The 24,856-nt window shown below is 57.4% G+C and carries 16 protein-coding genes and 1 pseudogene; 12 read left to right on the forward strand and 5 right to left on the reverse strand.

Annotation, left to right across the window (positions count from 1 at the left end):
- Nucleotides 1-2 precede the first annotated feature (2 nt).
- Nucleotides 3-1,997: a protease pro-enzyme activation domain-containing protein gene (locus VNZ65_RS09450; protein WP_325668303.1), complete on the reverse strand. Its 1,995-nt coding sequence runs from the start codon at nt 1,995-1,997 to the stop codon at nt 3-5.
- A gap of 830 nt (nt 1,998-2,827) precedes the next feature.
- On the opposite strand from VNZ65_RS09450, the gene VNZ65_RS09455 reads away from it, so the two are divergent.
- The 5 genes from VNZ65_RS09455 to VNZ65_RS09475 all read left to right on the forward strand — a co-directional run bounded on the left by VNZ65_RS09455 (nt 2,828) and on the right by VNZ65_RS09475 (nt 13,772).
- On the forward strand, nt 2,828-4,273 hold the full coding sequence (locus tag VNZ65_RS09455) for an MFS transporter (protein WP_325668305.1): 1,446 nt from the start codon (nt 2,828-2,830) through the stop codon (nt 4,271-4,273).
- A gap of 237 nt (nt 4,274-4,510) precedes the next feature.
- Nucleotides 4,511-4,783, forward strand: a complete 273-nt coding sequence (locus VNZ65_RS09460) for a hypothetical protein (RefSeq protein ID WP_325668307.1) — start codon at nt 4,511-4,513, stop codon at nt 4,781-4,783.
- Nucleotides 4,784-4,860: 77 nt separating this feature from the next.
- Nucleotides 4,861-10,704 carry an alpha-2-macroglobulin family protein gene (locus VNZ65_RS09465; RefSeq protein WP_325668309.1) on the forward strand — a complete coding sequence of 1,948 codons (5,844 nt, stop codon included), beginning with the start codon at nt 4,861-4,863 and terminating at the stop codon, nt 10,702-10,704.
- Nucleotides 10,705-10,802: 98 nt separating this feature from the next.
- Entirely contained in the window at nt 10,803-13,007 is a 2,205-nt protein-coding gene (gene pbpC, locus VNZ65_RS09470) for a penicillin-binding protein 1C (protein WP_414649091.1), read from the forward strand.
- A 342-nt stretch (nt 13,008-13,349) separates the two neighbouring features.
- Nucleotides 13,350-13,772 carry a universal stress protein gene (locus VNZ65_RS09475; RefSeq protein ID WP_325668311.1) on the forward strand — a complete coding sequence of 141 codons (423 nt, stop codon included), beginning with the start codon at nt 13,350-13,352 and terminating at the stop codon, nt 13,770-13,772.
- Nucleotides 13,773-13,794: 22 nt separating this feature from the next.
- Here VNZ65_RS09475 and VNZ65_RS09480 read toward each other — a convergent pair.
- Nucleotides 13,795-14,580, reverse strand: a pseudogene (locus VNZ65_RS09480) (amino acid transporter); the annotation flags it as partial.
- A gap of 281 nt (nt 14,581-14,861) precedes the next feature.
- Between VNZ65_RS09480 and VNZ65_RS09485 the strand changes: the two are divergent.
- Nucleotides 14,862-15,605: a hypothetical protein gene (locus tag VNZ65_RS09485; protein ID WP_325668313.1), complete on the forward strand. Its 744-nt coding sequence runs from the start codon at nt 14,862-14,864 to the stop codon at nt 15,603-15,605.
- Nucleotides 15,606-15,646: 41 nt separating this feature from the next.
- Nucleotides 15,647-16,003, forward strand: coding sequence for a hypothetical protein (locus VNZ65_RS09490; RefSeq protein ID WP_325668314.1), 357 nt, complete (start codon nt 15,647-15,649; stop codon nt 16,001-16,003).
- Between the two features lie 245 nt (nt 16,004-16,248).
- On the opposite strand, the gene VNZ65_RS09495 is transcribed toward VNZ65_RS09490, so the two are convergent.
- A complete protein-coding gene (locus VNZ65_RS09495) occupies nt 16,249-16,503 on the reverse strand; it encodes a hypothetical protein (RefSeq protein ID WP_325668316.1) in 255 nt (84 codons plus the stop codon).
- An 839-nt stretch (nt 16,504-17,342) separates the two neighbouring features.
- Between VNZ65_RS09495 and VNZ65_RS09500 the strand changes: the two genes are divergently transcribed.
- Both VNZ65_RS09500 and VNZ65_RS09505 read left to right on the forward strand, forming a co-directional pair.
- Nucleotides 17,343-18,743, forward strand: a complete 1,401-nt coding sequence (locus VNZ65_RS09500; RefSeq protein WP_325668318.1) for a winged helix-turn-helix domain-containing protein — start codon at nt 17,343-17,345, stop codon at nt 18,741-18,743.
- 64 nt (nt 18,744-18,807) lie between these two features.
- On the forward strand, nt 18,808-20,211 hold the full coding sequence (locus tag VNZ65_RS09505) for a winged helix-turn-helix domain-containing protein (RefSeq protein ID WP_325668320.1): 1,404 nt from the start codon (nt 18,808-18,810) through the stop codon (nt 20,209-20,211).
- Nucleotides 20,212-20,256: 45 nt separating this feature from the next.
- Here the strand turns inward: VNZ65_RS09505 and VNZ65_RS09510 are convergent, their stop codons facing one another.
- Entirely contained in the window at nt 20,257-20,676 is a 420-nt protein-coding gene (locus VNZ65_RS09510) for a transposase (RefSeq protein WP_325668321.1), read from the reverse strand.
- 51 nt (nt 20,677-20,727) lie between these two features.
- Entirely contained in the window at nt 20,728-21,012 is a 285-nt protein-coding gene (locus VNZ65_RS09515) for a hypothetical protein (protein WP_325668323.1), read from the reverse strand.
- Between the two features lie 332 nt (nt 21,013-21,344).
- On the opposite strand from VNZ65_RS09515, the gene VNZ65_RS09520 reads away from it, so the two are divergent.
- From VNZ65_RS09520 to VNZ65_RS09530, 3 genes are all read left to right on the forward strand, one after another.
- Entirely contained in the window at nt 21,345-21,785 is a 441-nt protein-coding gene (locus tag VNZ65_RS09520; RefSeq protein WP_325668325.1) for a transposase, read from the forward strand.
- Nucleotides 21,786-22,253: 468 nt separating this feature from the next.
- Nucleotides 22,254-23,600 carry a winged helix-turn-helix domain-containing protein gene (locus VNZ65_RS09525; RefSeq protein WP_325668327.1) on the forward strand — a complete coding sequence of 449 codons (1,347 nt, stop codon included), beginning with the start codon at nt 22,254-22,256 and terminating at the stop codon, nt 23,598-23,600.
- Nucleotides 23,601-24,088: 488 nt separating this feature from the next.
- The coding region (locus tag VNZ65_RS09530; protein WP_325668329.1) for an ESPR-type extended signal peptide-containing protein at nt 24,089-24,856 on the forward strand (768 nt) is incomplete at its 3' end.

Below are 24,856 nucleotides of genomic sequence, written 5' to 3' on the forward strand. Positions count from 1 at the left end.
GCTCAATCGTTGGCGACCAGCGTTACACCGCTGAAGGTCGCATAGGAATTGAGCAGCAGGTAATAAGTGCCTGCTTTTGGATTGCGGATAGTGATGTTTTCCGAGGTTGTCGAGCCATCCGATACGTACTGATAAGAGCTGGTAGTCGGTGCGGTACCGAAACTTGCGTAGATATCAGCATCGCCTCTGCCGCCGGAAGTCTTGAAGGTCAAGCTGGTGCGACCGGCAGGAACCACGATGGTGTAGACCTTGCTGGAACCGGCAGGCAGGCCAAGGCCTGTCACTGGCACGCCGCTAGTCAGCACATTGCCTGGTGGCGGTGGTGGCGGAGTAGTGCCGCCGGAACCGATGACCGAAGCAAAGTTGGCGACATTCAGGCTGCCGTAACCGCTGGCGTAATCCCATCCTGCCTTGGCGGCGTAGCCTTGGTTACCCGAAGTGATGTCGTGGAACATGCTTGGGTTGGCTGCGGCTTTTTGATAGATGGCGGTAGCCGGGAATGGCAGGCTGTTGTTGTTGGCCGACTGGACACGAGCCCAGAAGCCGGTGAACAACGGTGCTGCCAGGCTGGTGCCGCCGATTTGCGTGGCGGAGCCATTGATCAGGACCAGCGCGCCGCTGGAAGGATCTGCATCCAGCGAAATGTCAGGTACGCCACGGCTGGAGGAGGAACCAACGCCTGCGCTGACTTGCCAGCTAGGTGCCGATTCAGTCGTGCTAGGACCACCGCCGGCGCCGCCGTTTGCGCTTTGCTGGCAGCTTTGCCAGTCAGAGCACGACCACACCGATTCCGACGACCAGGCATTGTTCGAACCAGTGTTCACCTGTGTGCCGCCGACTGCGATCACGTACGGCGAAACCGCAGGATAGCTTTGGGCCGTAGCGCTGGTATCGCACTCATAAGCACCCGAGTCACCCGACGACACCGAGAATGTTTGCCCTTGCGCGACCGCAGACTGGAAGATCTGGTCGTTACTGGCGGTGACGCCCGATGACTGCGCATCGGTTTCACATTCGCCCAGGGAGACATTGATGGCCTGCGCTTTGTTGTCGCTCACGACCTGGTTGTAGGCCGAGGTCAGGTCGGCGTCGCTCAAGGTATTGGCTGCGTACAGGATCATTTGCTTGATCGTGCCGCCTGCTGCCGCCAGCGAGCTTTGCGTATCCATGTTCCACTCATCGATGCCGGAAGTATCGCTGCTGGCGCCGTTGACCACTACGGTCGAGACGTTGGTCTGCGGATAACCCGAATTGGACGTGAACGTGTTCAAGTCCGCAATGGTTTGCGACAGATCGCCCTGGGCGATGATGCCGATGGTGGCGTTGCTGGCGCTAGGCAGGCTGGCCGCATTGTAGATGGTCGGGAAATCGGTAGGATTGTGACCGGTTACAGAGAGTATCTTGGCGGCCGTGCGGACATCAGCTTTCTTCAGCATGGTGTGGTTCAGATGCACCGTTTGCAAGCCATGTACTGCCAGCACAATATTGCCCAGCGCTTGCGGCACCGAAGCATCGCTGACGTTGGCGTAGGCATTGCGGCCGTTCACGCTATAGGTATGCAGCTCGGTATTGAAGGCTGTCTTCACCGAACCGGCGGAGCCGTTGGCGCTCACCAGCAGATTGTTGGCAGACACCGTGATATTGGTGAAGCCGCTCTTGGCCAGATGGCTGACCACGGCTTGCACCTGCTCTTTGGTCGGCGCATAGGTACGCATGAAGTCTGCGCTCGACAGAGTGTTGTGCGAGCGTCCAGCCATCAGATCGGCAGTGAGCTGATCCAGTTGCACCTTGTTGCGCAGTTTCAGCGCCACCACCACGTGGGTCAATGTGCCGGCTTGCATTGCTGCGATATGTGTCACAGCGGTTCGCGCCGTGCTTGCAACCGCAGTGGCCTTGGTCGCGGTTGGCGCCCAGGTTTCTGCGTGAGCGGTTGTGGCAAACGCAGCAAGCGTCATCGCCGCGAGCGCCAGCATTTTGAAGTTGGATCTGAATGTCATTACTTTACTCCGGTTTTTAAGGGATAAAGTGACCCTGCCGACGGTGGTCGGCCGGATCTGCTCAGTGGATGCATTCCCGTGAAATGTAAGGCTCTCAAGGGAAGTCGCAATTTCCCGCAACGCCGAATGCCGGCGCTGTGAAGAAATGCCTTGTTGCCTGTCACGCACAAACGGCGGACACGGCGCAAACGCCCGGCGACGAGTTGCTGGCTGCCTGGCTTGACAAAAAATCGGCGAACAGAAAGACCACATGCGCGCTGCCGGCAGGCGCATGAACTGGTGCTGCTTCAAGGTTGGATCAGTGACGCGGTAGAACGCCCATCAACTGGGTGGGGGCAGCATGGCCTCGATGCCTGTCTGCATAGCGCAGAAGCCAGGGCTGCGAGCGAAACCGTCGGCCGACAGTCCCGAAAAAAACGGTATGGCTGATTCGAATCCAGGGCAAGGCATAAGACATTCCTCTCGAGGATTATCCGCAACTGGAGCCGCTTTCAAGGCGCCGGCTACTGGCCCAAGAAAGCAGCGCTGCAGCAACTGCTATGCACAATTTTTTTGGTTTGTTTAGTCTTCTTGGGAAAACAGACTAATGGATTTATTTCTGTGTGGCAATGTATCGGACTGTTTATTTTGTAACTAGTGTTACCATTTGTAACCAAAAACAGAAAGATCTGTCTATTTTTTCAAGCCCCTGTTTTTGATGTGGAAAAACGCTTTCCTGGAATCCCTCTGCAAGCCGGAATGCCAGGCGGCAAGCGCGTTTCCACGGTTTTTTGTATACTCCTGCGCAGAGCGGATCGGTCAATGGTCCAGCCATTTTCCTGAGGGTCTTCATGTTCGCTGCATCTGCCAAATCCCGCTCCCATTGGTTACCATTCATTGTCGCCGCCACCTTCTTCATGGAGTACCTGGACACCACCATCATCGCCACCGCGCTGCCGCAGATGGCGCGCGATTTCGACGTCGGTCCGAATGAGCTGAGCCTGGGCATGACGGCTTACATGCTGACCCTGGCGGTGTTCATCCCGGTCAGCGGCTGGGTCGCCGACCGCATCGGTTCGCGCACTGTGTTCGGCGCCGCCATCGTGGTGTTTACGCTGGCCTCGGTGCTGTGTGGCTTGTCCGGCAGCGTCTTCGAATTCACTGCCGCCCGCATCCTGCAGGGAGTGGGCGGCGCCATGATGGTGCCGGTCGGGCGCCTGATCGTGGTGCGCAACACCAGCAAGGACAAGCTGATGCAAGCGATCTCGACCATTACCTGGCCAGCCATCGTGGCGCCGGTAGTCGGTCCTTCGATTGGCGGCTTTATTACGACTTACGCTTCCTGGCACTGGATCTTCCTGATGAACGTGCCGTTCGGCATCGCCGCATTGACTGCCGTGATCGCCATCGTCCCGAACGAGCGCGGCGGCAATCGCCGGCCGCTGGACCTGCCCGGTTTCGTGCTGAGCGGCGCCGCCTTGACCTCTTTGCTGTACGGTACCGAGCTGGCCAGCCATATGGAAGCCAATCTGCTGGTGGCGCTGAGCTTTGTGCTGGGCGGCCTGGCGTTGGGCGTGACCGCCTATCGCCACGCGCTTGGCCGGACCTATCCCTTGCTGGATTTTTCGACGCTGAAGGTGCCGACCTTTTCGGTCACGGTGATTACCGGTTCGGCCACCCGCATCGGTATTGAAGCAGTGCCTTATCTGCTGCCGCTGATGTTCCAGATCGGCTTCGGCCTGTCGGCGTTTCGTTCCGGCTTGCTGCTGCTGGCCAGCGCGCTCGGCAACCTGGGCATGAAAATGTTCACCACCCGCATCATCCGGCGCTACGGTTTCCGCCGCGTTGCCGTCACCAACGTCACGATCGCTGCGCTGTTCGTGTTTGCCTGCAGCTTGCTGGCCCCAAGCACGCCGCTGCCGTGGATATTGCTGACCTTGTTCATCTACGGCCTGGCGCGATCATTGCAGTTCTCAACCTTGGCGACGCTGGCCTATGCCGACATCGGTGAAGCGCAGAAGAGCGCCGCCAGCACCTTGTGGAGCGTGGCGCAGCAGATGACGATCGGCATGGGCATCGCCTTCGGCGCACTGGCGTTGCGGGTCGCCGCCTATTTTCGCGGCGCCGGCGCGATGACGCCGGAGGCGCATTTCGTCCTCGCCGACTTTCACTGGGCTTTCGCGATGGCCGGCGTACTGACGCTGCTGACAGTGCTCGGCTATCGCGGCCTGGCGCGGAATGCCGGCAGCAATCTCGGCGGTGGCACGCGTCAGGCCGGGAGCGGCGTCGCCCGCTAGAAAAGCGCGGCGCATCGACTGCCGCCGTTCATCAAAAGCAGTTGTCGCTTTCTCATGTATTTAGTTGTACAATTGCAACAAAATTGATGGTGTGAAACTACATCGGCCGGCCCCGTCAAGGGCCGGCTTTACGTTGTGCACGCTGGTACGGCGCGGCTTGAGACAGGGGATGCAATGATTGTGGTCTGGAAGGGATGGGGTTTATTGGTGCTTGTCATCACGGCATTGATAGTAGTATTGACGACGGTACTTTTTGAGAAGGCAGGCTGGCCGGTAGCCAATGGCGCTGCGCTCGGGATGATGTTCTCGGCGGCTGCGATCTGGCAGGTCGGCAACAAGTTCAATTCGCCGCTGAAGAACCGGGTTTTACTCGACCAGCAGACTGGCGCCGAGGTGATCTTGAAGCCGGACCATTCTTTGTTCTTCATCAAGATGCAGTACTGGGCATTCATTGCCGGCGCGATTGGCCTGGTCATGCTGGTCAATCTGCTTGCGGGCCGTTCGTCCTGAAGCAACGGTTTTGAAAATAGAGCGGCACAGCGCACAGCAGGCTGCCGTTTCCATGTTTTTCTAGTCTGAGGATGTCCATGCGACCAGCAATCGAACGTAAGACAGCAAGCAACAGCGCCGTGAAATTTCCGGGGCTGTTTTTTTTCGCCTGCAGGGCTGCCGCTCCGCTGCTCGCGGCCTTGCTGTTCAGCCAGGGCGCGCATGCCGCCAGCATCAACAGCTTTTCTCCGCAAGGCGACGTCGCCCAGGTGCGCCAGGTGCGCGTCAATTTTTCCGAAGCGGCAGTGAAATTCGGCGACCCCAAGGCGCCGATGCCGTTCGACGTCAATTGCGCCGAGGCCGGCAGCGGCCGCTGGGCCGACGAACGCAACTGGATCTATGATTTCGTCAAGGACATAGGACCGGGCACGCGCTGCAGCTTCACGCTCAAGACGGGCTTCAAATTATTGTCCGGAGCTGCGTTAAGCGGTAAAACCAGTTTTCAGTTCAACACCGGCGGCCCCGCCGTGATCAATGTCATGCCGTCGGGCGAGCGCATCGATGAAGAGCAGATTTTCATCCTGGTGCAGAACGGCGCCGCTACCAGCGAAAGCATTTTGCAGCATGTGTATTGCGAAGCGGAAGGGGTGCACGAACGGATTCCGGTCAAGCTGATTGCCGGCGCGGCGCGCAAGGACCTGCTCGATCAATTTGCCGAAAAAATCAATCCCGAACGTGTCAGCACTGTGCAATGCCAGCAGCGCCTGCCTAACGACAGCGAGGTCAGCCTGACCTGGGACAAGGGAGTGGCGACACCCTCAGGCGTGGCTAGCCGCCAGCCGCAAGTATTCAAGTTCAAGGTGCGGCCGACTTTCACCGCCAGCTTCAGCTGCGAGCGCGAAAACGCGAACGCTGCCTGCGCGCCCATCCTGCCGGTACGCCTGTTGTTTACCTCGCCGGTGCCGCGCAAGCTGGCGGAGAATGTCACGCTGAGCGGCGCCAACGGCAAGCTCAAGCCATTTTTCGACAAGACCGACACCGAGGATACGGTGACGCAGCTGACCTTCAATCCGCCTTTCGCGGAAAAGTCGGAACTCAGCATCGAGCTGCCGAAAGACTTCCTGGACGAAAACGGCCGCGCCTTGTCAAACGCCTCTGCATTCCCGATGAAAACCCGCATGGCGGATTATCCGCCGCTGGCGAAATTTCCCTCGGCGCCGTTTGGCATCATCGAACTCAATGCCGACGCCACCTTGCCGGTCACCCTGCGCAGCGTCGAGGCCAGCATGATCGCGCGCAGCGCGGACGGCAAGATCCATCCGGGCAACGTCAGCAACCTCAAGGTCACGGACGACCAGAGCATCATCGCCTGGCTGACCAAGCTTAACCGTTATCACGAGAGCACCATCACCATCAACAAGAAGCAGGTGGAGACGCGCAGCCTCGGCATCCTGGCCAAGCAGGCCGGCGTCAAGACTTTGGCGCTGCCGCAGTCACCGGAAAACAAGGACGGCATCCGGCCGTTTGAAGTGATCGGCATTCCGCTCAAGGATCCAGGCTTTTACGTGGTCGAGCTGGAATCGCAAAAGCTGGGCGCGGCATTGCTGGGCAAGGCCGCGCCGATGTTCGTGCGGACCAGCGCGCTGGTGACTAATTTGTCGGTGCACGTCAAGATCGGCCGCCAGAACGGCGCGGTGTGGGTCACCACGCTGGATAACGCCAAGCCGGTGGGCGATGCCGATGTGCGGATTTCCGATTGCACCGGCACCGAGCTGTGGCGCGGCAAGACCGACAAGACCGGGATCGTCATGGTGCCGGAATTCCCGGAGGACGTTTGCCGCAACGGCGGCGATGGCGAATCGGGAAAAATCTCGGGCTTCTTTGTCAGCGCCCGCAAGACCGATGAAAAGGGCCGCGCCGACATGGCGTTTGCCTTGACCTCCTGGAACAGCGGCATCGAATCCTGGCGTTTCAACCTGCCGACCGATACCGACAAGGCATCCACCGTGCGCGCCCATACCGTGTTCGACCGCACCTTGTTCCGCGCCGGCGAAACGGTGTCGATGAAGCACGTGATCCGCACTGAGACCATGCAAGGCTTCGGCTTGCTGGCGAAGGACAAGCTGCCGACCCGGGTGCGCATCATCCACCAGGGCAGCGGCCAGGAATATCAGTTTGCCTTGACATGGCGCGGCCAGAAAAACGCGGAAACCGTATTTACCATTCCCAAGGAAGCCAAGCTTGGCAGCTATGACGTGATGCTGGACAGCGGCGCGCCCAAGAACGTCGCCGAGGCCGGCGATGCGAAAGAGGACAGCGACAGCAGCAGCGACGAGGGCGATGACGAAGGCCACGGCCGCCGCAGCTACAGCACCGGCAGCTTCCGCGTCGAGGAGTTCCGCCTGCCGCTGCTGCAGGGACGGATCACGCCGCCGAAAAGCCTGGTGGCGCCGAAAGAAGTGCCGCTCGATGTACAACTGAACTACCTCAACGGCGGCGGCGCTTCCGGCCAGTCGGTGCATGTCACCAGCCTGTTGCGCGGCAAGGGCGTGAGTTTTTCCGCCTACGACGGTTATTCCTTTTCCGCCGCGCGCAACGATGAGGACAGCGGCGCCGACGACCAGAAGATCGTCGCCGACAAATTGCCGGTGACGCTGGACAAGAACGGCGGCGGCAAGACCGTGGTGAAGGATCTGCCGGCAATCACTGCACCGAAGGAATTGCTGACGGAAATGACCTTTGCCGACCCGAACGGCGAAATCCAGACCGTGTCCAGCGTTACCCCGATCTGGCCGGCGGCAGTCGTCGTCGGCCTGAAAGCCGGGGAGTGGGTCTCGGTCAAGAAGAAGCTGACCCTGACGGCAGTCGCCCTGAATCCCGCTGGCCAGCCGCAAAGCGGCGTCTCGATAGAAATCAGCGGTTCGTCCAAGCGCACCAACTCGCACCGCAAACGCATGGTGGGTGGTTTCTACGCTTATGAAAACACCAGCACCGGCACCGATCTCGGCTCGCTGTGCTCGGGTAAAACCGACGCCCGCGGCTTGATGATCTGTACCGTGGAATTGTCGGAACCGGGCAATATCGAATTGACCGCCACGGGCAAGGACGACAGCGGCAAGGTCTCCGTTGCGGCCAGCTCGGTCTGGGTGACCAAGCAGGGCGAGCTGTGGTTCGATGGCGAAAACCAGGACCGCATCGATATCCTGCCGGAGAAGAAAAGTTACCAGCCGGGCGAGACCGCCAAGTTCCAGGTGCGCATGCCGTTCCGCTATGCCACCGTGCTGGTGGCGGTGGAACGCGAAGGCGTGGTCGAAACCCAGGTGCTGCAGCTGAACGGCCAGGACCCGACTTTCAGCCTGCCGGTCAAGGCCGGCTATGCGCCCAACATCTTCGTCTCGGTGCTGGCGGTGCGCGGCCGCATGCGCGATGTACCATGGTATTCCTTCTTTACCTGGGGCTGGAAAGAGCCGCTGAACTGGTGGCATGAATTCAAGGAATACCAGGCCCCGAGCGCCACGGTCGACCTGGCCAAGCCGGCCTACAAGTTCGGCATCGCCGAAATTTCAGTGGGCAGCGCCGCCAACCAGCTGGCGGTGACGGTCAAGGCCGACCAGCCTAGCTATGCTATCCGCACCACCGCCAAGGTCAACATCCAGGTCAACCTGCCGAACGGCAAACCGGCGGCCGGCGCGGAAATCGCCCTGGCGGCGGTGGATGAAGCCTTGCTCGAACTGGAGCCGAACAAGAGCTGGGACCTGTTGCAGGCAATGCTGCAGCGGCGCAGCTACGGTGTCGAAACCTCGACTGCGCAAATGCAGGTAGTGGGTAAACGCCATTACGGCCGCAAGGCGATACCGGCCGGCGGCGGCGGCGGCAAGTCGCCGACCCGTGAACTGTTCGATACCTTGTTGCTGTGGAAGCCGGCCATCGTGCTGGATGCCAATGGCCGGGCCCAGGTCGACGTGCCGCTCAACGATGCCCTGACCAGCTTCAAGATCGTCGCCGTGGCGCAGAGCGGCGACAGCCTGTTCGGCACCGGCGCCGTCAGCATCCGCTCGACCCAGGACCTGCAGCTGATTTCCGGCTTGCCGCCGCTGGTGCGCGAGGGCGACGATTTCAGCGCCATGGTGACGGTGCGTAATACCACTACACGCGTGATGCAAGTCAACGCCACTGCCCAGGCCATCGGTTTGGCGACACCGTTGCCGCCGAAGGACGTGAGCATCCCAGCTGGGGAATCACGCGAACTGGTATGGGCGGTGACCGTGCCGGCCGATGCCAAGCAGCTGGTGTGGGAAATCAATGCCCAGGAGCAGGGCGGGCCTAAGGTCAAGGACGCCATCAAGTTCACCCAGCGCGTGGTGCCGGCAGTGCCGGTGACGGTGCAGCAGGCTACCATGTTCCAGCTCGACAAGCCGTTCAGCATGGCGGTGGCGCCGCCGGCCGACGGCCTGCCTGGCCGCGGCGGGCTGGCGGTATCGCTGGCGTCTTCGCTGGCTGGCAACAGCGAGGGCTTGCGGCGTTACTTCGTCAACTATCCGTTCTCCTGCCTGGAACAAAAGACCTCGCGCGCCATCGGCTTGCGTGACGACGTCGCCTGGCAAAAAGTGGCCAACGATCTGCCGACCTACCTCGACAGCGACGGCCTGGCTTACTACTACCCGCCGAGCGCCAGCAATGCGGGACGCGGCAGCGACACCCTGACCGCCTATCTGCTGGCCGTCACGCAAGAATCCGGCTTTGCGATTCCGCAGCAGAGCCGCGACAAGATGCTGGACGGCCTGGCTGCCTTTGTCGAAGGCAAGATCACGCGCGATTTCTGGTCGCCCAAGAAAGACCTGGACGTGCGCAAGCTGGCCGCGCTGGAAGCGCTGTCGCGCTATGACCGGGTGCGGCCGGCCATGCTCGATTCGATCCAGCTCTCGCCCAATCTGTGGCCGACTTCGGCGGTGCTGGACTGGATCAATATCCTGCAGCGGGTTTCCAGCATTCCGGACCGCGCCAAGCGCCTGGCCGAAGCCGACCAGATCATCCGCGCCCGCCTGAACTATCAAAGCACACGCATGGGCTTCTCGACCGAGACCGACGATTACTGGTGGTGGCTGATGGCCAGCGCCGACGTCAACGCCACCCGGCTGGTGCTGACCATGCTCGACAACCCGGCCTGGAAGGAAGACATGCCGAAGCTGATCAACGGCGCCATCCAGCGGCAGTCGCGCGGGCACTGGGCGACCACCACCGCCAATGTCTGGGGCAGCCTGGCGATGCAGAAATTCGGCCAGAAGTTCGAATCGGAAAAAGTCGCCGGCGTGACCAAGGCTTCGCTGGAGCAGGGCGCTGCCGTGGCCAGCAGCCAAAGCTTCAGCTGGCCGACCACGACGGCGGAAGGCGGCAAGCTGCAACTGCCATGGCCCGCTACTGCCGCACCGGCGGAGCTCAAGCTGAGCCACGCCGGCAGCGGCGCGCCGTGGGTGACCGTGCAAAGCCTGGCAGCCGTGGCGCTCAAGAAGCCATTCTCCAGCGGCTACCGGATCACCAAGAACATCGTGCCGGTCGAGCAAAAGGAAAAGGGCAAGTACAGCCGCGGCGATATCTACCGGGTCGATCTGGAGGTTGACGCCCAGACCGACATGACCTGGGTGGTGGCGACCGATCCGATTCCATCTGGTGCGACCTTGCTGGGTTCCGGCCTGGGCCGCGATTCGGCGATCGCCACCAGCAGCGAACGGCCTAGCGGCAGTGCCTGGCTGGCGTACGAGGAGCGTAGCTTCGAATCTTTCCGCAGCTATTACGAGTATGTGCCGAAGGGGAAATTCACCATGACCTATACCTTCCGCCTTAACAATCCGGGCGAATTCAGCTTGCCGCCGACCCGGGTCGAAGCCATGTATGCGCCGGAAATGTTCGGCGAGATCCCTAATCCGAAATGGACGGTGAAGTGAAATTGAAGCAGCACACGGTTCCCGGCGCTTGCAGCAAAAACGCAGCAACGCCTGGGAGCCGGGGCAACTGGCGGCAAGCGTGGCCGCTTGCGGCGCTACTGTGGCTGGCCTTGAGCGCCGCGCCGGTGCATGCCTTGCAAAAGTTCGCTGAAGTCCAGCAGGAATTCCGTTCTTCCGAAGCCAGCCTGTATGACCGCAAGGGCCAGCTGTTGCAGCAGGTACGGCTGAATCCGCATGAGCGGCGCTTGTCCTGGGTGGCGCTGGAAGACGTCTCGCCAGCCTTGCGCAACGCCCTGGTAGCATCTGAAGACCGGCGCTTCTACCAGCACAGCGGGGTGGACTGGAATGCGGTGGCGGCGGCTGCCTGGGGCAATCTGTGGAACAGCCGCACTCGCGGCGCCTCGACCATCACCATGCAGCTGGCCGGTTTGCTGGACGACGACCTGCGGCGGCGCAATTCGCCGCGCTCCTTCAGCCAGAAGCTGTCGCAGGTGATGGTGGCGCAGCTATTGGAGCGCAACTGGCGCAAGGACCAGATCCTGGAAGCCTATCTGAACCTGGTCAGCTTCCGCGGCGAACTGGTCGGCATCCATGCCTTGTCGCGGGTCTTGTTCGGCAAGCACCCGGGCGGCCTGAGCCAGCGCGAAGCGGCAATTGCGGTGGCCCTGATCCGCGGCCCCAACGCCACGCCGGCGCGCGTCACCGAGCGCGCCTGCCGCATCCTGCAGGAACAGCATGCGGGCCAGGAATGCAAGGACCTGGAAAGTTTCACCTTGCTGGCGCTGGCGCGCACCGGCTCGAATTCCGAAGTGGTGGTGACCACCACGGCGCCGCAACTGGCGCCGCACCTGGCGCGCAAGCTGCTGCGCACGCCCGGACAATCGCTGCGCTCGACGCTGGATGCCGGCGTACAACGCTTCGCCACCGATGCCTTGCAGCGCCAACTGGCAGCGCTGACCGATCGTAATATCCAGGATGGCGCCATTCTCGCCATCGACAACGCCAGCGGCGACGTGCTGGCCTGGGTCGGCTCCAGCAGCACCTTTTCCAATGCCGCCGATGTCGACGGCGTGGTAGCCTTGCGCCAGGCCGGCTCGACCCTGAAACCGTTCCTGTACGAGATGGCGATCGAAAAGAAATGGATGACCGCGGCTTCGCTGCTGAACGATGCGGCGATCAACCTGCCGACCGCCAGCGGCCTGTATATTCCGCAAAACTACGACAAGCAGTTCAAAGGCCTGGTCAGCGTGCGCACCGCGCTCGGTTCGTCGCTGAACATTCCGGCGGTGCGCACCCTGGTGACGGTGACGCCAACCGCCTTTTTCCAGCGCTTGCAGACACTGGGATTCCAGCTGCGCGAATCCGGCGACTATTATGGCTACAGCCTGGCGCTGGGCAGCGCCGACGTCAGCCTGCTGGCGTTGACCAATGCCTATCGCGCGCTGGCCAACCAGGGCCGCTACAGCGGCATCCGCACCGCGCTGAGCGACCCGCCGGTCAAGATGAGCAAGGCGATGGACCCCGGCGCCACTTTCATCATTGGCGATATCCTGTCTGACCGCAGCGCCCGCAGCCGCACCTTCGGCCTCGAAAACGCCTTGTCTACGCGCGTCTGGACCGCAGTCAAGACCGGCACCTCGAAAGACATGCGCGACAACTGGGCGGTCGGCTATTCGGACCGCTATACCGTCGGCGTCTGGGTCGGCAATGCTTCCGGCCTGCCGATGTGGGATGTGTCCGGCGTCACCGGCGCCGCGCCGATCTGGCAGGAAGTCATGCAATACCTGCACGCGCGCGACCAGTTGCGCCAGAACCTGCCACGCAAGCCGGACGGCGTGGTGGCGCAGGAAATCAGTTACCAGGACAAGCAGGAAGCGCCGCGCCAGGAGTTCTTCCTGGCAGGTACCGAGCAGGCGCTGATCAGGACCGCCAAATCCGACGACATCGGCGTAGCGATCCGCTACCCGACCGCCGGCATGCTGGTGGCGCTGGATCCGGATATCCCGCCGGAGCGGCAGCGCATGCGGTTTCAAGCCTCCGGCGTGAAGAGCGGGACGTGGCGCCTGGATGGCAAGCTGCTGACCGCGGCGGACGCGGCGCCGAAAAACGCCAAGAAAAAGAATGGCAGGCAAGCGCCTGCGCCAAACCAGCAGCTCGCACTCGACTGGATGCCTTGGCCAGGACGGCATGTGCTGGAATTGTTGGATGACAAGCAGGCGGTGCTGGACCAGGTCCGCTTCGAGGTGCGCGGAGCTGTTGAAAGAGAGGCCGCCCCGAAGCCTGGGCGCGGCGCAAAAAAATAAACGATGTTGATATGAGCCCTACGGCTGGCGCAGGCCGCAGGGAATCGCGTCGGCTTGGCGGGAAGAATCGAGGATTTTCTGTTTTTTGCAAATTTTGTGTGCTGTATACGCTGAGCAGCCAACTATTTACAAAATCTTTACAGATGAACTGCTAATCTGAAGTTGCAGGACAGTCGGAGAGGCATGGGCCGTGGCAATTAGGCATGTTTTTGGATGCAACCATATGCCGGATTGTTTGCTTGATAAGTTGGCCGGGGCGCATATCTCGATACAGCAATGCCTATGCTGGCGCCGGCGTCAGCCAACTGATCATGAGATTGCACCTTGTAAGCGAGGTTCGACATGCAAAAAATACTGGTTCCAGTGGATGGCTCTGAATATGCATTGCGAGCGGTGCAGTACGCGAGCGCGATAGTCAAGAGCGGTACAGCTGTACAAATTCACTTGTTGAATGTGCAAGAGCATCTGGATGGCAGAATTCAAGCCTATTTGTCCCTCGAAAAAATCAAGACTTTGGAAGCCACGGCGGCGGATCATGCTTTGCAGCCGGCCAAACGGATTCTTGACGCTGTAGACGTTCCTTACGTCGCCACCACGCGTATCGGCCCCATTGCGAAAAGCATCGTCAATTATGTTGAGGATGAGCATTGCGACAGTATCGTCATGGGCACGCATGGCCGGGGAGCATTGGGCAATCTGCTGCTTGGTTCGACCATGAACAAGGTAGTCCATCTGGTGCATGTACCGGTGACCCTGATCAGATAGATGCTTGCCCGGGGCAACTCGCTCAGCCCACTGTCATCGGCAGCAGCACCATGTGTTTCCCCGTCAGGTGAAGACGTTGCTGGATTTCCAGCGGTGTCTGGTTGTGCAGCCAGGCTGTGAGGAAATTCACTTTGGCGAATACCAGCTTGCTGGCGAAGCAGACGCTGTTTGGATATTCATTCATGACCTGTTCCGCCAGCGCGGCGAATTCCGCAACAGGATCCGTACCAAAGGCGACACGATATTCGGTGGCCAGATCATGTCTTTTGCAACTTTCGGCGTAGTAGCGTAGAGACGCCTCGATCGTCTGCCGCAGGCGATGCAGCTGTTCCTGTCCTTCGTAGCTCTGGGCATCCACTTCGTCCACAGCGAGGAAGGCGAAATTCTTGAAATGCCCGGGAAATAGTCGCTGCACCCATAGCAGGGCGTGCATGCTGGCGCGGCGGTGTTTGCCCACCAGGACGATGGCGGTCGGCTGCTCATGGTCGATGGCCGGCGCCTCCTGTGCTGCCGTTGCCGCCAGTGGCGTGAAAAACAGCGCATCGGCCTTGGCCAGCTGCTCGCGCGTCTCGCTATAGTGCCGTCTGATGAGAAAACATAGTGCGATCACGCTGCTGGTGATCACAACCGTCAGCCATCCGCCTGCAGCAAATTTTTCATACAGAGTCACCGCCAGCACACTCGCGCTCAGGGTGAAACCCATGGCTGAGAGCGCCAGCCGCAGCAGCCAGTTGGGTGCGTCCTTGCGATTGCGGGAGCCGGCTGAAAAACGCATCCACGCCGTCGGCAAACGAAGTCGAGATACGGTCCCGCTACAACATTCTGGTGGTGCGCAGGATCATTGTCAACGACGATTTAAAGCCGCTCATCCTGGGATTGGCTGTGCTGCCAGGCAGAGAATGGCGCGGATATGACTCCACAAAAAATATCGGCTGATATCCCTCATTGCACGCGTCATTTTTAGGTCTTTTTTATACCGAGCGTTCGCAATTTTGCAATATCTTTATTTACATTTCACTAGACTGAATTCATCGGAAAGGGACATCAGCATGTCACATTGTTGATGCTCATTAATGCGCAGGAGGAAATATGATCATCACTATTTTCAGCGAAGACGAAAGCGCCAAACGCTCAATTCTTGCGGTCAACCTTGCAACGCTCTGTGCGCTGAACCATCGCAAGATCCTTCTGATCGACGCCACGGCACCCAGGCATGCATTGCGCTGGAACATGCAACGCGAAGTCGATGGCGCGAAGTCAAAGGTGACCGTGCGCGGCGCGGACCACATTCAATCGGAACTGGCGGATCCGGATTCGTACTACCGGATGCATTATCGCGACATTATTATCGATGCTGACGGCGCCGATTCCTGGAGTACGGAGGCGGCCCTGGATGCGGCCGATATTCTGCTGGTTCCCGTGCGCTCCGGACCAGGCGATTTGACGAACCAGAAAAACCTGATCCAGCGTCTCGAAACCCTGCAGCTGTTTAGTCCGGCGCTACGGATGCTGGTGGTTGACGTGCTCGCCCTCAGCGCTTTAGGCGATTCTGTACAGCGCGAAGTCGATGCCGCCGCGGCTTTATCCAAAAAAATTCTTGCGGCGACACTGGCGAAGGCAGTGATTCACGAGTGGATTGATGACAGCAGGACATTTGATCAAGGACTTTCGATCTTTGAGCAAGAGCCTTGCAACGAGCGTGCCATTGCAGAGTTGAGGGATCTTTATCAAGAGATATCAACGGTCAGAAATCTGCCGATGGCGAGCGCCACGAAGAGCAATGCAATACTGAGCGCAGTGCAAAGATGGATACATGAAAGAACGGGAGCCTAGGGCTACGCGGAAACTTCGTGAAAATCTGAAAAGAGAATGTCATGCGCATGGAAAAATGGGAAAACTTCTTTAGAATGTACCTGCCCTTGGTCGGCACAACCGGCCCTGTAAAACCCACTGTGGAGGCGCGCTTGCCATACAGGGTAGTGACGTTATGCCGTACCGGCGAAGCGGCACTGGTAGAGCAGATAATGCGGCAGCATCTGCGCAACAGCTGCATTGTCCAGTACCGTCGCAGCAAGCTGGCCGGCAAAGGCAGCCTGACCAGCATCACGATAGAAATTCTGTGCCTGGTCAGCGAGCGTGCCGACCTCGTGAAGCTGGTCACCCGCTTGGGGCTGGAAAGAAGTGTGCGCAGCGTCCGCTGGGAAAGCGTCCCAAGCAAGTTGATTGCCTAGTCGCGCCTGAGTCGCGCAGCTAACTGGGGCCGGAGTGAGCTTTCTGCGTGCTTCTTGCAGAAACTTGACTCTGACTCCACTTGGCGGGCCACGGAGTGTGGCCTCGTTGGCGGAAAACAAAACCATGTACGGATCAGATAAGTCTCGTAGGCGCTGGCGCAATTCTTGAGGTCCAGTTTGTTGACGACGACAACGCGTCGAGAGGTGCTGATACTTGCAGAGAGCAATAGGCGGCAAAAGGAAGCTCAAACGAAACGCTTGCAACGTCCAAACGGATCATGACAGTGAAGGATAGGAGGATCGTTGCTTGCATTTGCCGCAGCGTTTTCAGCCAGGACCTCCTTGATCACCGTTACTGAAACGCCATACCGGTTGGATAGCATCCGAACGGGCGCGATGCTGCCGGCATTTATCAGCGCCGCATACTCTGCTTTTAACACTGCGTGGCTCCAGGTTCCGTCTTGAGCCCTGGCTGTGCCTGATTTTTTAGGGATAGTCATATTGGATAGGTTCCTATGTCGTATTCCGGCGTCCCAAGACGCTGGCCTGATGCCGCTGAAATGCTAGGATGATTTGCCCGAAGGCTGCAATGGCTTAAGCCAATTGGCCACTATCTTGGGACGGAACAGCGCATGCAAACTATCGCTAAAACTGTGAATCGACAAGACCGGCGAGTTTTGCTACCTGCCCGCAGCACTTGCACTGGGTGCTTTCCGGAACCTTATTGCACTCGTGCGGATTATGGTTCATATCGGGAATGCCAAATCATTTCTTACTCCAGAAAGCGGGGCTGTCATTACTTCAACTTAGGCGGATATTAGGGATGGATCGACTTCCTGTCTATTCGTGCGCTGGGGATTTCACAAGAGTTTTCAAATTCATCATCAAGAAGAAATGATTTGTCGTTCTTGAGGCGCAATCAGTGGATGACTTTGCTGTGGCACGGACATGCCTGATCCGAGACCTCAGGGCATGGATGCTGCCTGACTGATTGCAGCCATGGCTGAAAAATCGGCGATGTCGATTTCCTCTTCTGGCGCAAACATGATTGACGCGGCCCGCCTGGCGCTCCTGATTCTGTGGCTGTGATGTGATGGACTCCGGTATGCTGCAATCAAAGTGCACATGGCTGAACCTGACCTTATTCCTCTTGGCGAATCAGCAACTATGACCTGGCGCCGCTGGGACCGGTGCTGCCAGATATTAGTCGCACTAACAATCCGCTGGTTCGCACAGAAAAGGGCAGAGTCGCGGCTGCCTGTTTGGGAGCTTAGTAGTCCTGCTACTGTACAAATCCGGCGGCAAAGCGTAACAATCAGCGTGGAATAGTAGATAGAATGTGAGTGATGCCAATTTGACTGTCGATGATTGTAAAGACAGCATGAAATGTTCTGGATCACTGGAAATGCATAATTCTTCAGGCGCGCTTGCCGATATAGATCCTGTGTCAGCCGGGTTCGATATAGACCGGGATGGTTTCGTTTCTTACAAAAACTCGCTGCTCTTTTTGCCCCCCAAGGAGCGCGGCTCCTTCCGTCTGTTGCTGAATGCCTGGCCGAAAGTCGTTTCAAAAGAAGATTTCTCAAAAAATGTCTGGGCCGGGCGCATGTCGGATGAAAGCCTGGCGCGCTGTATCACGCAACTGCGCCGGGGCCTCTCCAATCTTGGCGTGGTGCAGATCGATTCCCTGTATGGCCAAGGTTATCGTCTGACGATCCTGTCGGATAAAGTGCGGCTATTGCCGGCAATGCCGGCGACCCCGAAATCCAGCAAATCCGAGGTGGCAAAGCCGCATGCCGCACTAATCGAAGCCTGCATCCACGCCCGGCAATTACTCGAACGGCGCTCGCTGGATGCGTTTTCCCAGGCTGAATCAATACTCAGAAATGTCGTCTCCAAGGCGCCCGACTATATGGTGGCCAAACTGTTGCTGGCGCAATACGTAGCCGAGAGGGCGTTTTTCGATGGGAACATACAGCGCTCGCAGATCGACGATGCGCTTGGCGAATTGAGATCCGTGCAAGATGCCGAGCCGTATCTGCAAGGCCTGCAGTCACAGAGAGGCTATCTGCTCGATTGCCAGTGGCACTTCGACGAAGCGAAGGTGGCGCACGAACAAGCGCTGCAAATGTCGCCCGATGATGACGTCGCCTATTACCGTTACGGTTTTCATCTGCTGACCAGCAATGCGCCGTCCGAGGCTGTCGTCGCTTTGCGTTCCGCCGTTCAGCTCAATCCATTCTCGCCGAACATGGCGGTCGGACTGGTGCGCGGCTACGCTTGCGCCGGCATGGACCCCGCTGAAGTGCTGGTGCATGCGCGCAGCACCTATTCATTGCATCCGGATAGTCCTTCGGCCTACGTGAATCTGCTCTACACGCTAGCCTGGGTAGATCCGCAGCCGGAGGTCGCCCACGCGGCCCGGCATTTCGTACAAAAGAACCGCTATGCGCACGCTCTCTCGTCCAGGGCCGTGGCCTACGTGCTGGCGCGCTGCGGCGATCATGCCGGGGCGCTGGAAATCATTGAGAAGCACAACAGCATCCATGGCATACATCTGGCGGCTTTAGTCGCCATGGGCATGCTCGACGAGGCGATGGAGAAAGTGCAGGCCGCTGCCGATACCGGATTTGGTGTCTTGCCTTTTTCCATCAGCGTGCCGGAATGCGATGCGCTGAAGCAGCATCCAGATTATCCTCAGGTGTACGCCAAAGTATTTTCCAGGATGCCAAAAAGATAAATTTAACGGCAGTCTAAATATAAGGTCTTTCGTGCCCGAATCAGCATTGAATACTCGATAGAATATGAGTGATGCGGACTTGGTTATCGCAGCTTGCAAAGATAGCATGAAATATTCTGGGTCACTGGAAATGCATAATTCATCAGGTGCGCTTGCCGATATGGATCCTGTATCTGCCGGGTTCGATATAGACCGGGATGGTTTCGTTTCTTATAAAGACTCGCTGCTCTTTTTACCCCCCAAGGAACGTGGAGCCTTCCGCCTGTTGCTGAATGCCTGGCCAAAGGTCGTTTCAAAACAAGATTTTTCAAAAAATGTCTGGGCAGGGCGGATGTCGGACGAAAGTCTGGCGCGCTGTATTACGCAGCTGCGCCGGGCGCTCGCCAATCTTGGCATCGTGCAGATCGATTCGCTTTATGGCCAAGGTTATCGTCTGGCGATCTTATCGGATAAAGTGCGGCGCTTGTCCGCAGTGCCGGCGCTGGCCCCTTTTTCCCACAAATCGGATGCGGCAAAACCCCATGCCGCATTGATCGAGGCTTGCATCCACGCCCGGCAGTTACTTGAACGCCGGTCGCAGGATGCCTTCTCCCAAGCGGAAGCGATACTCAAGAATGTCGTGGCCAAGGCGCCTGACTACATGATGGCTAAGCTGCTGCTTGGACAATACGTCGCCGAGCGGGGATTCTTCGATGCGCATATACAGCGCTCGCAAATTGACGATGCTCTTGGCCAGTTGCGAGTCGTCCAAGACCGCGAGCCATATCTGCAAGGCTTGCAATCGCTGACAGGCCATCTGCTTGATTGCAAGTGGCATTTCGCTGAGGCCAGGGGCGCGCACGAACAGGCCTTGCAAATCTCTCCCGACGATGACGTTGCCTATTATCGCTACGGTTATCATCTGATCTTCACCAATGCCGGATCCGAGGCCGTCGAGGCTTTCCGTTTCGCGGCGCAACTCAATCCGTTCTCGCCCAATATCGCGACTATGCTGGTGCGTGCCTGCGCCTGCGCAAACATGGATCCAGCCGAAGTACTGGCGCAAGCACGCAGCGCATATCTATCTCATCCGGATAGTCCCTGGGCTTATGTGATCCTGCTCTATACCTTGGCCTGGGTGGACCCGCAACCGGAACTTGCCCATGCCGCACGTCATTTCGTGGAAAAGAACCGCTATGCGCACGCCCTCACGTCCAGGGGCGTAGCCTACATACTGGCGCGTTGCGGTGATCATGCGGGGGCGCTGGAAATCATTGCAGAGCACAGCAGCCTGCATGGGATACATCTGGCGGCGTTGCTTGCCATGGGAATGATTGACGAGGCAATGGTGAAAGTGAAGGCTGCCGCGGGCGCCGGATTTGGCGTCCTGCCTTTTTTACTCAACGTTCCGGAAAATGCCGCGTTGAGACAGCATCCGGATTACGCCCAGGTGCATGCCAAGGTGTTTTCCCGCATGTCCGCGGAATGACCGATATCGGCAGGAGAAATATTCTATTGTTTTATTGCTTCTTTTTTAATCAAAGCGCTCGCAGAACAACACAATCTGATTCAACAGAAATTGCAGCTCTCGATCTTCGATCCGACTGTGTGCCAAGGCACGCCAGATTTTACGTCGATGCCAGTCGAGCAGACGGAGGTAATGGGCGGGCCAATTGCCAAACCTGGATGGCAGGTTGCGCCAGGATTCATGGTTTAACACTATCCACGATACTGCCTCAATGAACAGGCGATTGTCTTTTCGGAAATGATGCGCGCTTTTAGGAAGCGATAAAATGAAATCTAGTTTTTTCCAGTGATCTTCAGTCAGTTTTTCGCCGTATATCAACATCTCTCGTCCCGCATTAAATCTGGGTAATGCACTGCGTTCATTCGCGGCCAGGGCGGCACGAGGTCGATAATGAACATCTTGGCGAGCCGCGGCAAGATTCTTCAATATGCATCCACCGTAACGAGCCATGCCTCGAATTCTCGGCGGAGCGGAGAATCAAGGCGCCTCTATAACAATGAGCGAGGCCGCATAGTCGATGGTTTTTCTGTAATCAGGCAGGCTCGGATGGGTGAGGCGGCTCAAGGTCATTAATCTATTCTTGAAAGCCAACAGATTGCATTCGGGATCTCCTGTTTTTTGCAGAATCAGATAGCGGCAAACCTCATTGATGACAACATGCACCTGGCCGACGGCATTCATGCCGTAAAGCGTGAGCGCCGCCAGTTTTAGTATTTTGTCGATGCATTCATCGAGCACTTTGTCGCTGGAAATCATTTCCATATAGTTGATGAGAGTGGTGGTCAGGAGGCCATCCTAGAGACCATGCTGTCATCAGTCCATGGCTTTGTGCGATCTTTTACAAAGCTTATCAATTCCAATCTTATTCGGTAATACTCTTTTCTCGCCAGCAAGTAAGCGCGGCATCTTTTGTTGTCTGCAGGCGTTGCCCCTCACTGCGCTGAAGGCCGGAATTCATCAAAGATTACGTCTTCCTGATGATTTCGTTAATCATTGTTTTTGTATGTCACACGAAGAAAATAATCATTTATATTACATTCAGTGCCGGCCGCAAACGGTCGGCTTCTCTCTCTCTTATGTAATGGGTGCCAGTCATGTTTCTTCGGGATGATCAGTGGGGAAAATTGGAACCGCTTATGCTTGGCAGAAAGGGCAATCCTGGAGTCAGCGGGCGCAATAATCGCTTGTTTATCGAAGCGGTGCTTTGGCATATCTCCGGCAAATGCTGCTGGAGCGAATTGCCATCTGAATTTGGCGGATGGAATTCCGTCTACATGCGCTTCAGGCGCTGGAATCAGAGCGGCTGCTGGCGCCAGATGGTGGAAGACCTGCGCGACGACCAAGAACTGTCTGGCCTGGTCAGGCGCATTGCTGCCTATGCCGAGCAGCAGACGGAAAGTGCAGTGAGAAGAAAGAACCGGAGGGTTGAACGCAAGGTTTACAGCGCATCGGTAAAGCCCGCTGGTAAAGAAAACACTGCGCCTGGCGGTGGCGAGGCGGATGCGCATTGGCTGTCGCTGGTGAACGCCGCTTGACTAGTGCTGAAGTAAAGTGGCGAAGTCTTCATCGGCAAGGTGCGTGAGTGAGTACCGGCGCAAACGTGTTGGCCATCTGGCGGCGTCATGTTTCTGCCGGATTTTTTGCCGGAGCGGTGGAACTGGTCGTAGATACTGCAGGCCGGAGGCAACGTAGCGGCTGAGAAGTGTCGGATAGTTGGGACGAATGATTACGTCTTCATGATGATTTTGCAAGCTGGCGTTTATTCGCGCTGCAACGGCGCAAAGTGCATATATCATTAGAAAAAATCTCGATGGCGCTTGAAAAGAAGCGACGGCTTCCCAGGTTAAATCTGTTTGTGAGCAGGACTAAAGCCAAGGCGATTTTCAATATTGCTGAAAATAGTTAATCCTGTGCCACTGGCGATGAAATCGATCCTGGGTAAAAAAACATTGGGCCGCGAGAGATGAAGCAATAGTTGTTTTCGAATATTCTAAGAAAAGAAAATGCAGCCCTGGCGTCGGAAAAATTCGGGCATTGCTCCCGCATCTATTGGGTTTACGGTCGATCAACATGGATTTGTGGTTTATAACGATTCGATACTCGATTTGCCGCCTAAGGAGAGAGGTGCTTTAAGTCTTTTACTGAGCGCATGGCCGAAGTCGGTTTCAAAGAAAGACTTTGCGCTGCACGTATGGAATGGGCGGATGTCTAATGAAAGTCTTGCGCGGTGCATGGCGCAGCTGCGGCGGGTGCTTTCGCATATTGGCATGATAAAAATCGATTCTCTGTACGGGCTCGGATATCGCCTGACCATCCAGTCAGATGATATTGATGCATCGGCTCAGGCGCCATTGGATCGTGACCGTCAATCCGCTACGGTCAAGATGCATCCTTCGGTAACGGCAGCGTGTTTCTACGCGCAGCAAATTCTCCAGAATCATTCGCCGGCAGCTTACGACCGGGCAGAATCGATCATCAACGATGTGATCTCTCAAGTACCCGATTACATCCCGGCGAAACTGGTGTTGGTCCAATGCATGGCTAGCCGGGCGGTCAGCGGAGTGCCTGGCAGTCCGCAAGCGATTGACGAGGCGCTGAAGATGCTGGCATCGATTGAGCGCATCGAGCCCGCCGCATCGGGTTTGCATTCGCAAAAGGCTTATCTTCTCGATGGCAAGTGGCGGTTTAATGAAGCTAGCCGCATGCATGAGCAAGCCTTGCGTCTGGCGCCGGAAAATCCTGTCACGCATTTCAATCATGGCTTGCATCTGCTCGCGACTGGCGCCGCTGCCGATGCCGTCACCGCGTTCCGCTCCGCCATCGCATTGAATCCCTTTTCGCCTGAGCAATCGATCATGCATGCGCGTTCCCTGGCCGCAGCCGGCGCCAGCGCCATCGAGATAGTCGAGCACGCGCGCGAAGCATATCGCATCCATCCGGACAGCCAGCAAGTCTATCTGTATTTACTGGGCATGCTGGCGTTTGCGGATCCTCAGCCGGAACTGGCGCACGCCGCGCGGCAGATAACTTTAAGCCGCTCTTCCTGGATCCAGGCTGCGGGAACAATCTCTTACGTGCTTGCGCAATGCGGCGACAGGGCAGGCGCATTGGAGCTGATTGCCGCACAGGCAACGGCCAGCATCAACATTCGCGTAACGCATCTGGCGGCCTTGATTGCCCTCGGGTTGATTGACGAGGCGGTGCTTAGAGTGAAAGAGGCTGCGCATGCCGGGTGTGGTCATTTGCCGATTTTGTTGAGCTTTGTTGAAAATTCCGCGCTTAGGCAGTTTCCAGAATATTCAGCCATCCTTACGCGCATATTTTCGCATCAGTCACCATCCAATACGTGATCCGCGGTTCGCCCGTGCTTGTCTGGATCCAGCGAAGCCGGCCACGGCTCACCATTTTTGCCAACGGCAAGAATATTTCGCTAGTGATAGTTGGCGGTTTTGTAGCTCGACTCCAACGGTCTTCTTGCAACTCTCAGTAGATCTCCAATAATTCCTTTAGGCAATGTATCTGAATTCGCTTTCAACAAAAGCGCATTTGCCTTTTGCATTGCATTTTCGATCTCAAGGCTTTTTCAGCAGGTAATTTTCTATTTTATCTAGTGCAAAAACAACAAATGCTTACGCCTTCCTGATGGTTTCGTTAAGCATTGTTTGGTGAGGTCGCAACTTATAAAAATCCGCCTACATTACCGATTATTGAATGTGTTGCACACGGATTTAGCAGTTCATGAAGCAATTGTCTCGATTTTAACAAGCCAGGTATAGGCGCTTGTGTCGAGCAGATTTCACATACCTGGGTTGAATTGACGATTTTTGGGGGATATAAAATGAACAAGATTTATCGGATTATTTGGAGCAAAGTCACGGGTGACTATTGTGTTGTTGGTGAGTTGGCGAAGAGCAAAGGCATCGGAGCAACTACTGTTTCTGGGGCGCAGGTTGTAGAGTTATTCAATACGGCACAACGAAATTTTCTTGTTAGGCCGATCGTTAGAGGTATTGCATCCATTTTCTTGATGGGAAGCGTGTTCAATATTGCGTGGGCCGGATCGATAGAGCTATGTACCGGCACAGCTGGGGGTTATGTCGGAGCACTAAATAATTCAACTACGTGGAATTCTGGAACCGTAGGGAGTGGTCATGAAGACCAATGTAATGCCAGCTCTGGTGCGTTTCTTTCGGAAGGCAACGGATTTGATAATGCCGCCTACATCAGTCTTGGTAATGTAGGGACGATTGGTGCTACGGGCTTGATAAGACTATATGCACCAGGTGGTTTTATTGTTGGTGGCGCCCAGTGGCTGCAAATGGGATTAAATGCAACGGCGAATGCTGCAAGTGGCGTTGCCATCGGAAACGCGGCCAATGCAGCGACTGCCAATAGTATTGCTTTAGGAGCAAGTGCTAACGCAACAGGCGCGTCTACCACTGCGCTTGGCTATAGTTCCAACGCAGCAGGTGGCTTTTCTGTTGCGGTTGGTAATTTCGCCAATGCTTCTGGAGCCGGTGCTATTGCGATAGGTGACAACTCCGCTACGGCGGCAGTTTCGGCAGCCTCGGATGGGATAGCTCTAGGTGGTCAATCTTCTGTTTCA

The sequence above is a fragment of the Collimonas sp. genome (genome assembly GCF_035566555.1).
GTDB lineage: Bacteria > Pseudomonadota > Gammaproteobacteria > Burkholderiales > Burkholderiaceae_D > Collimonas.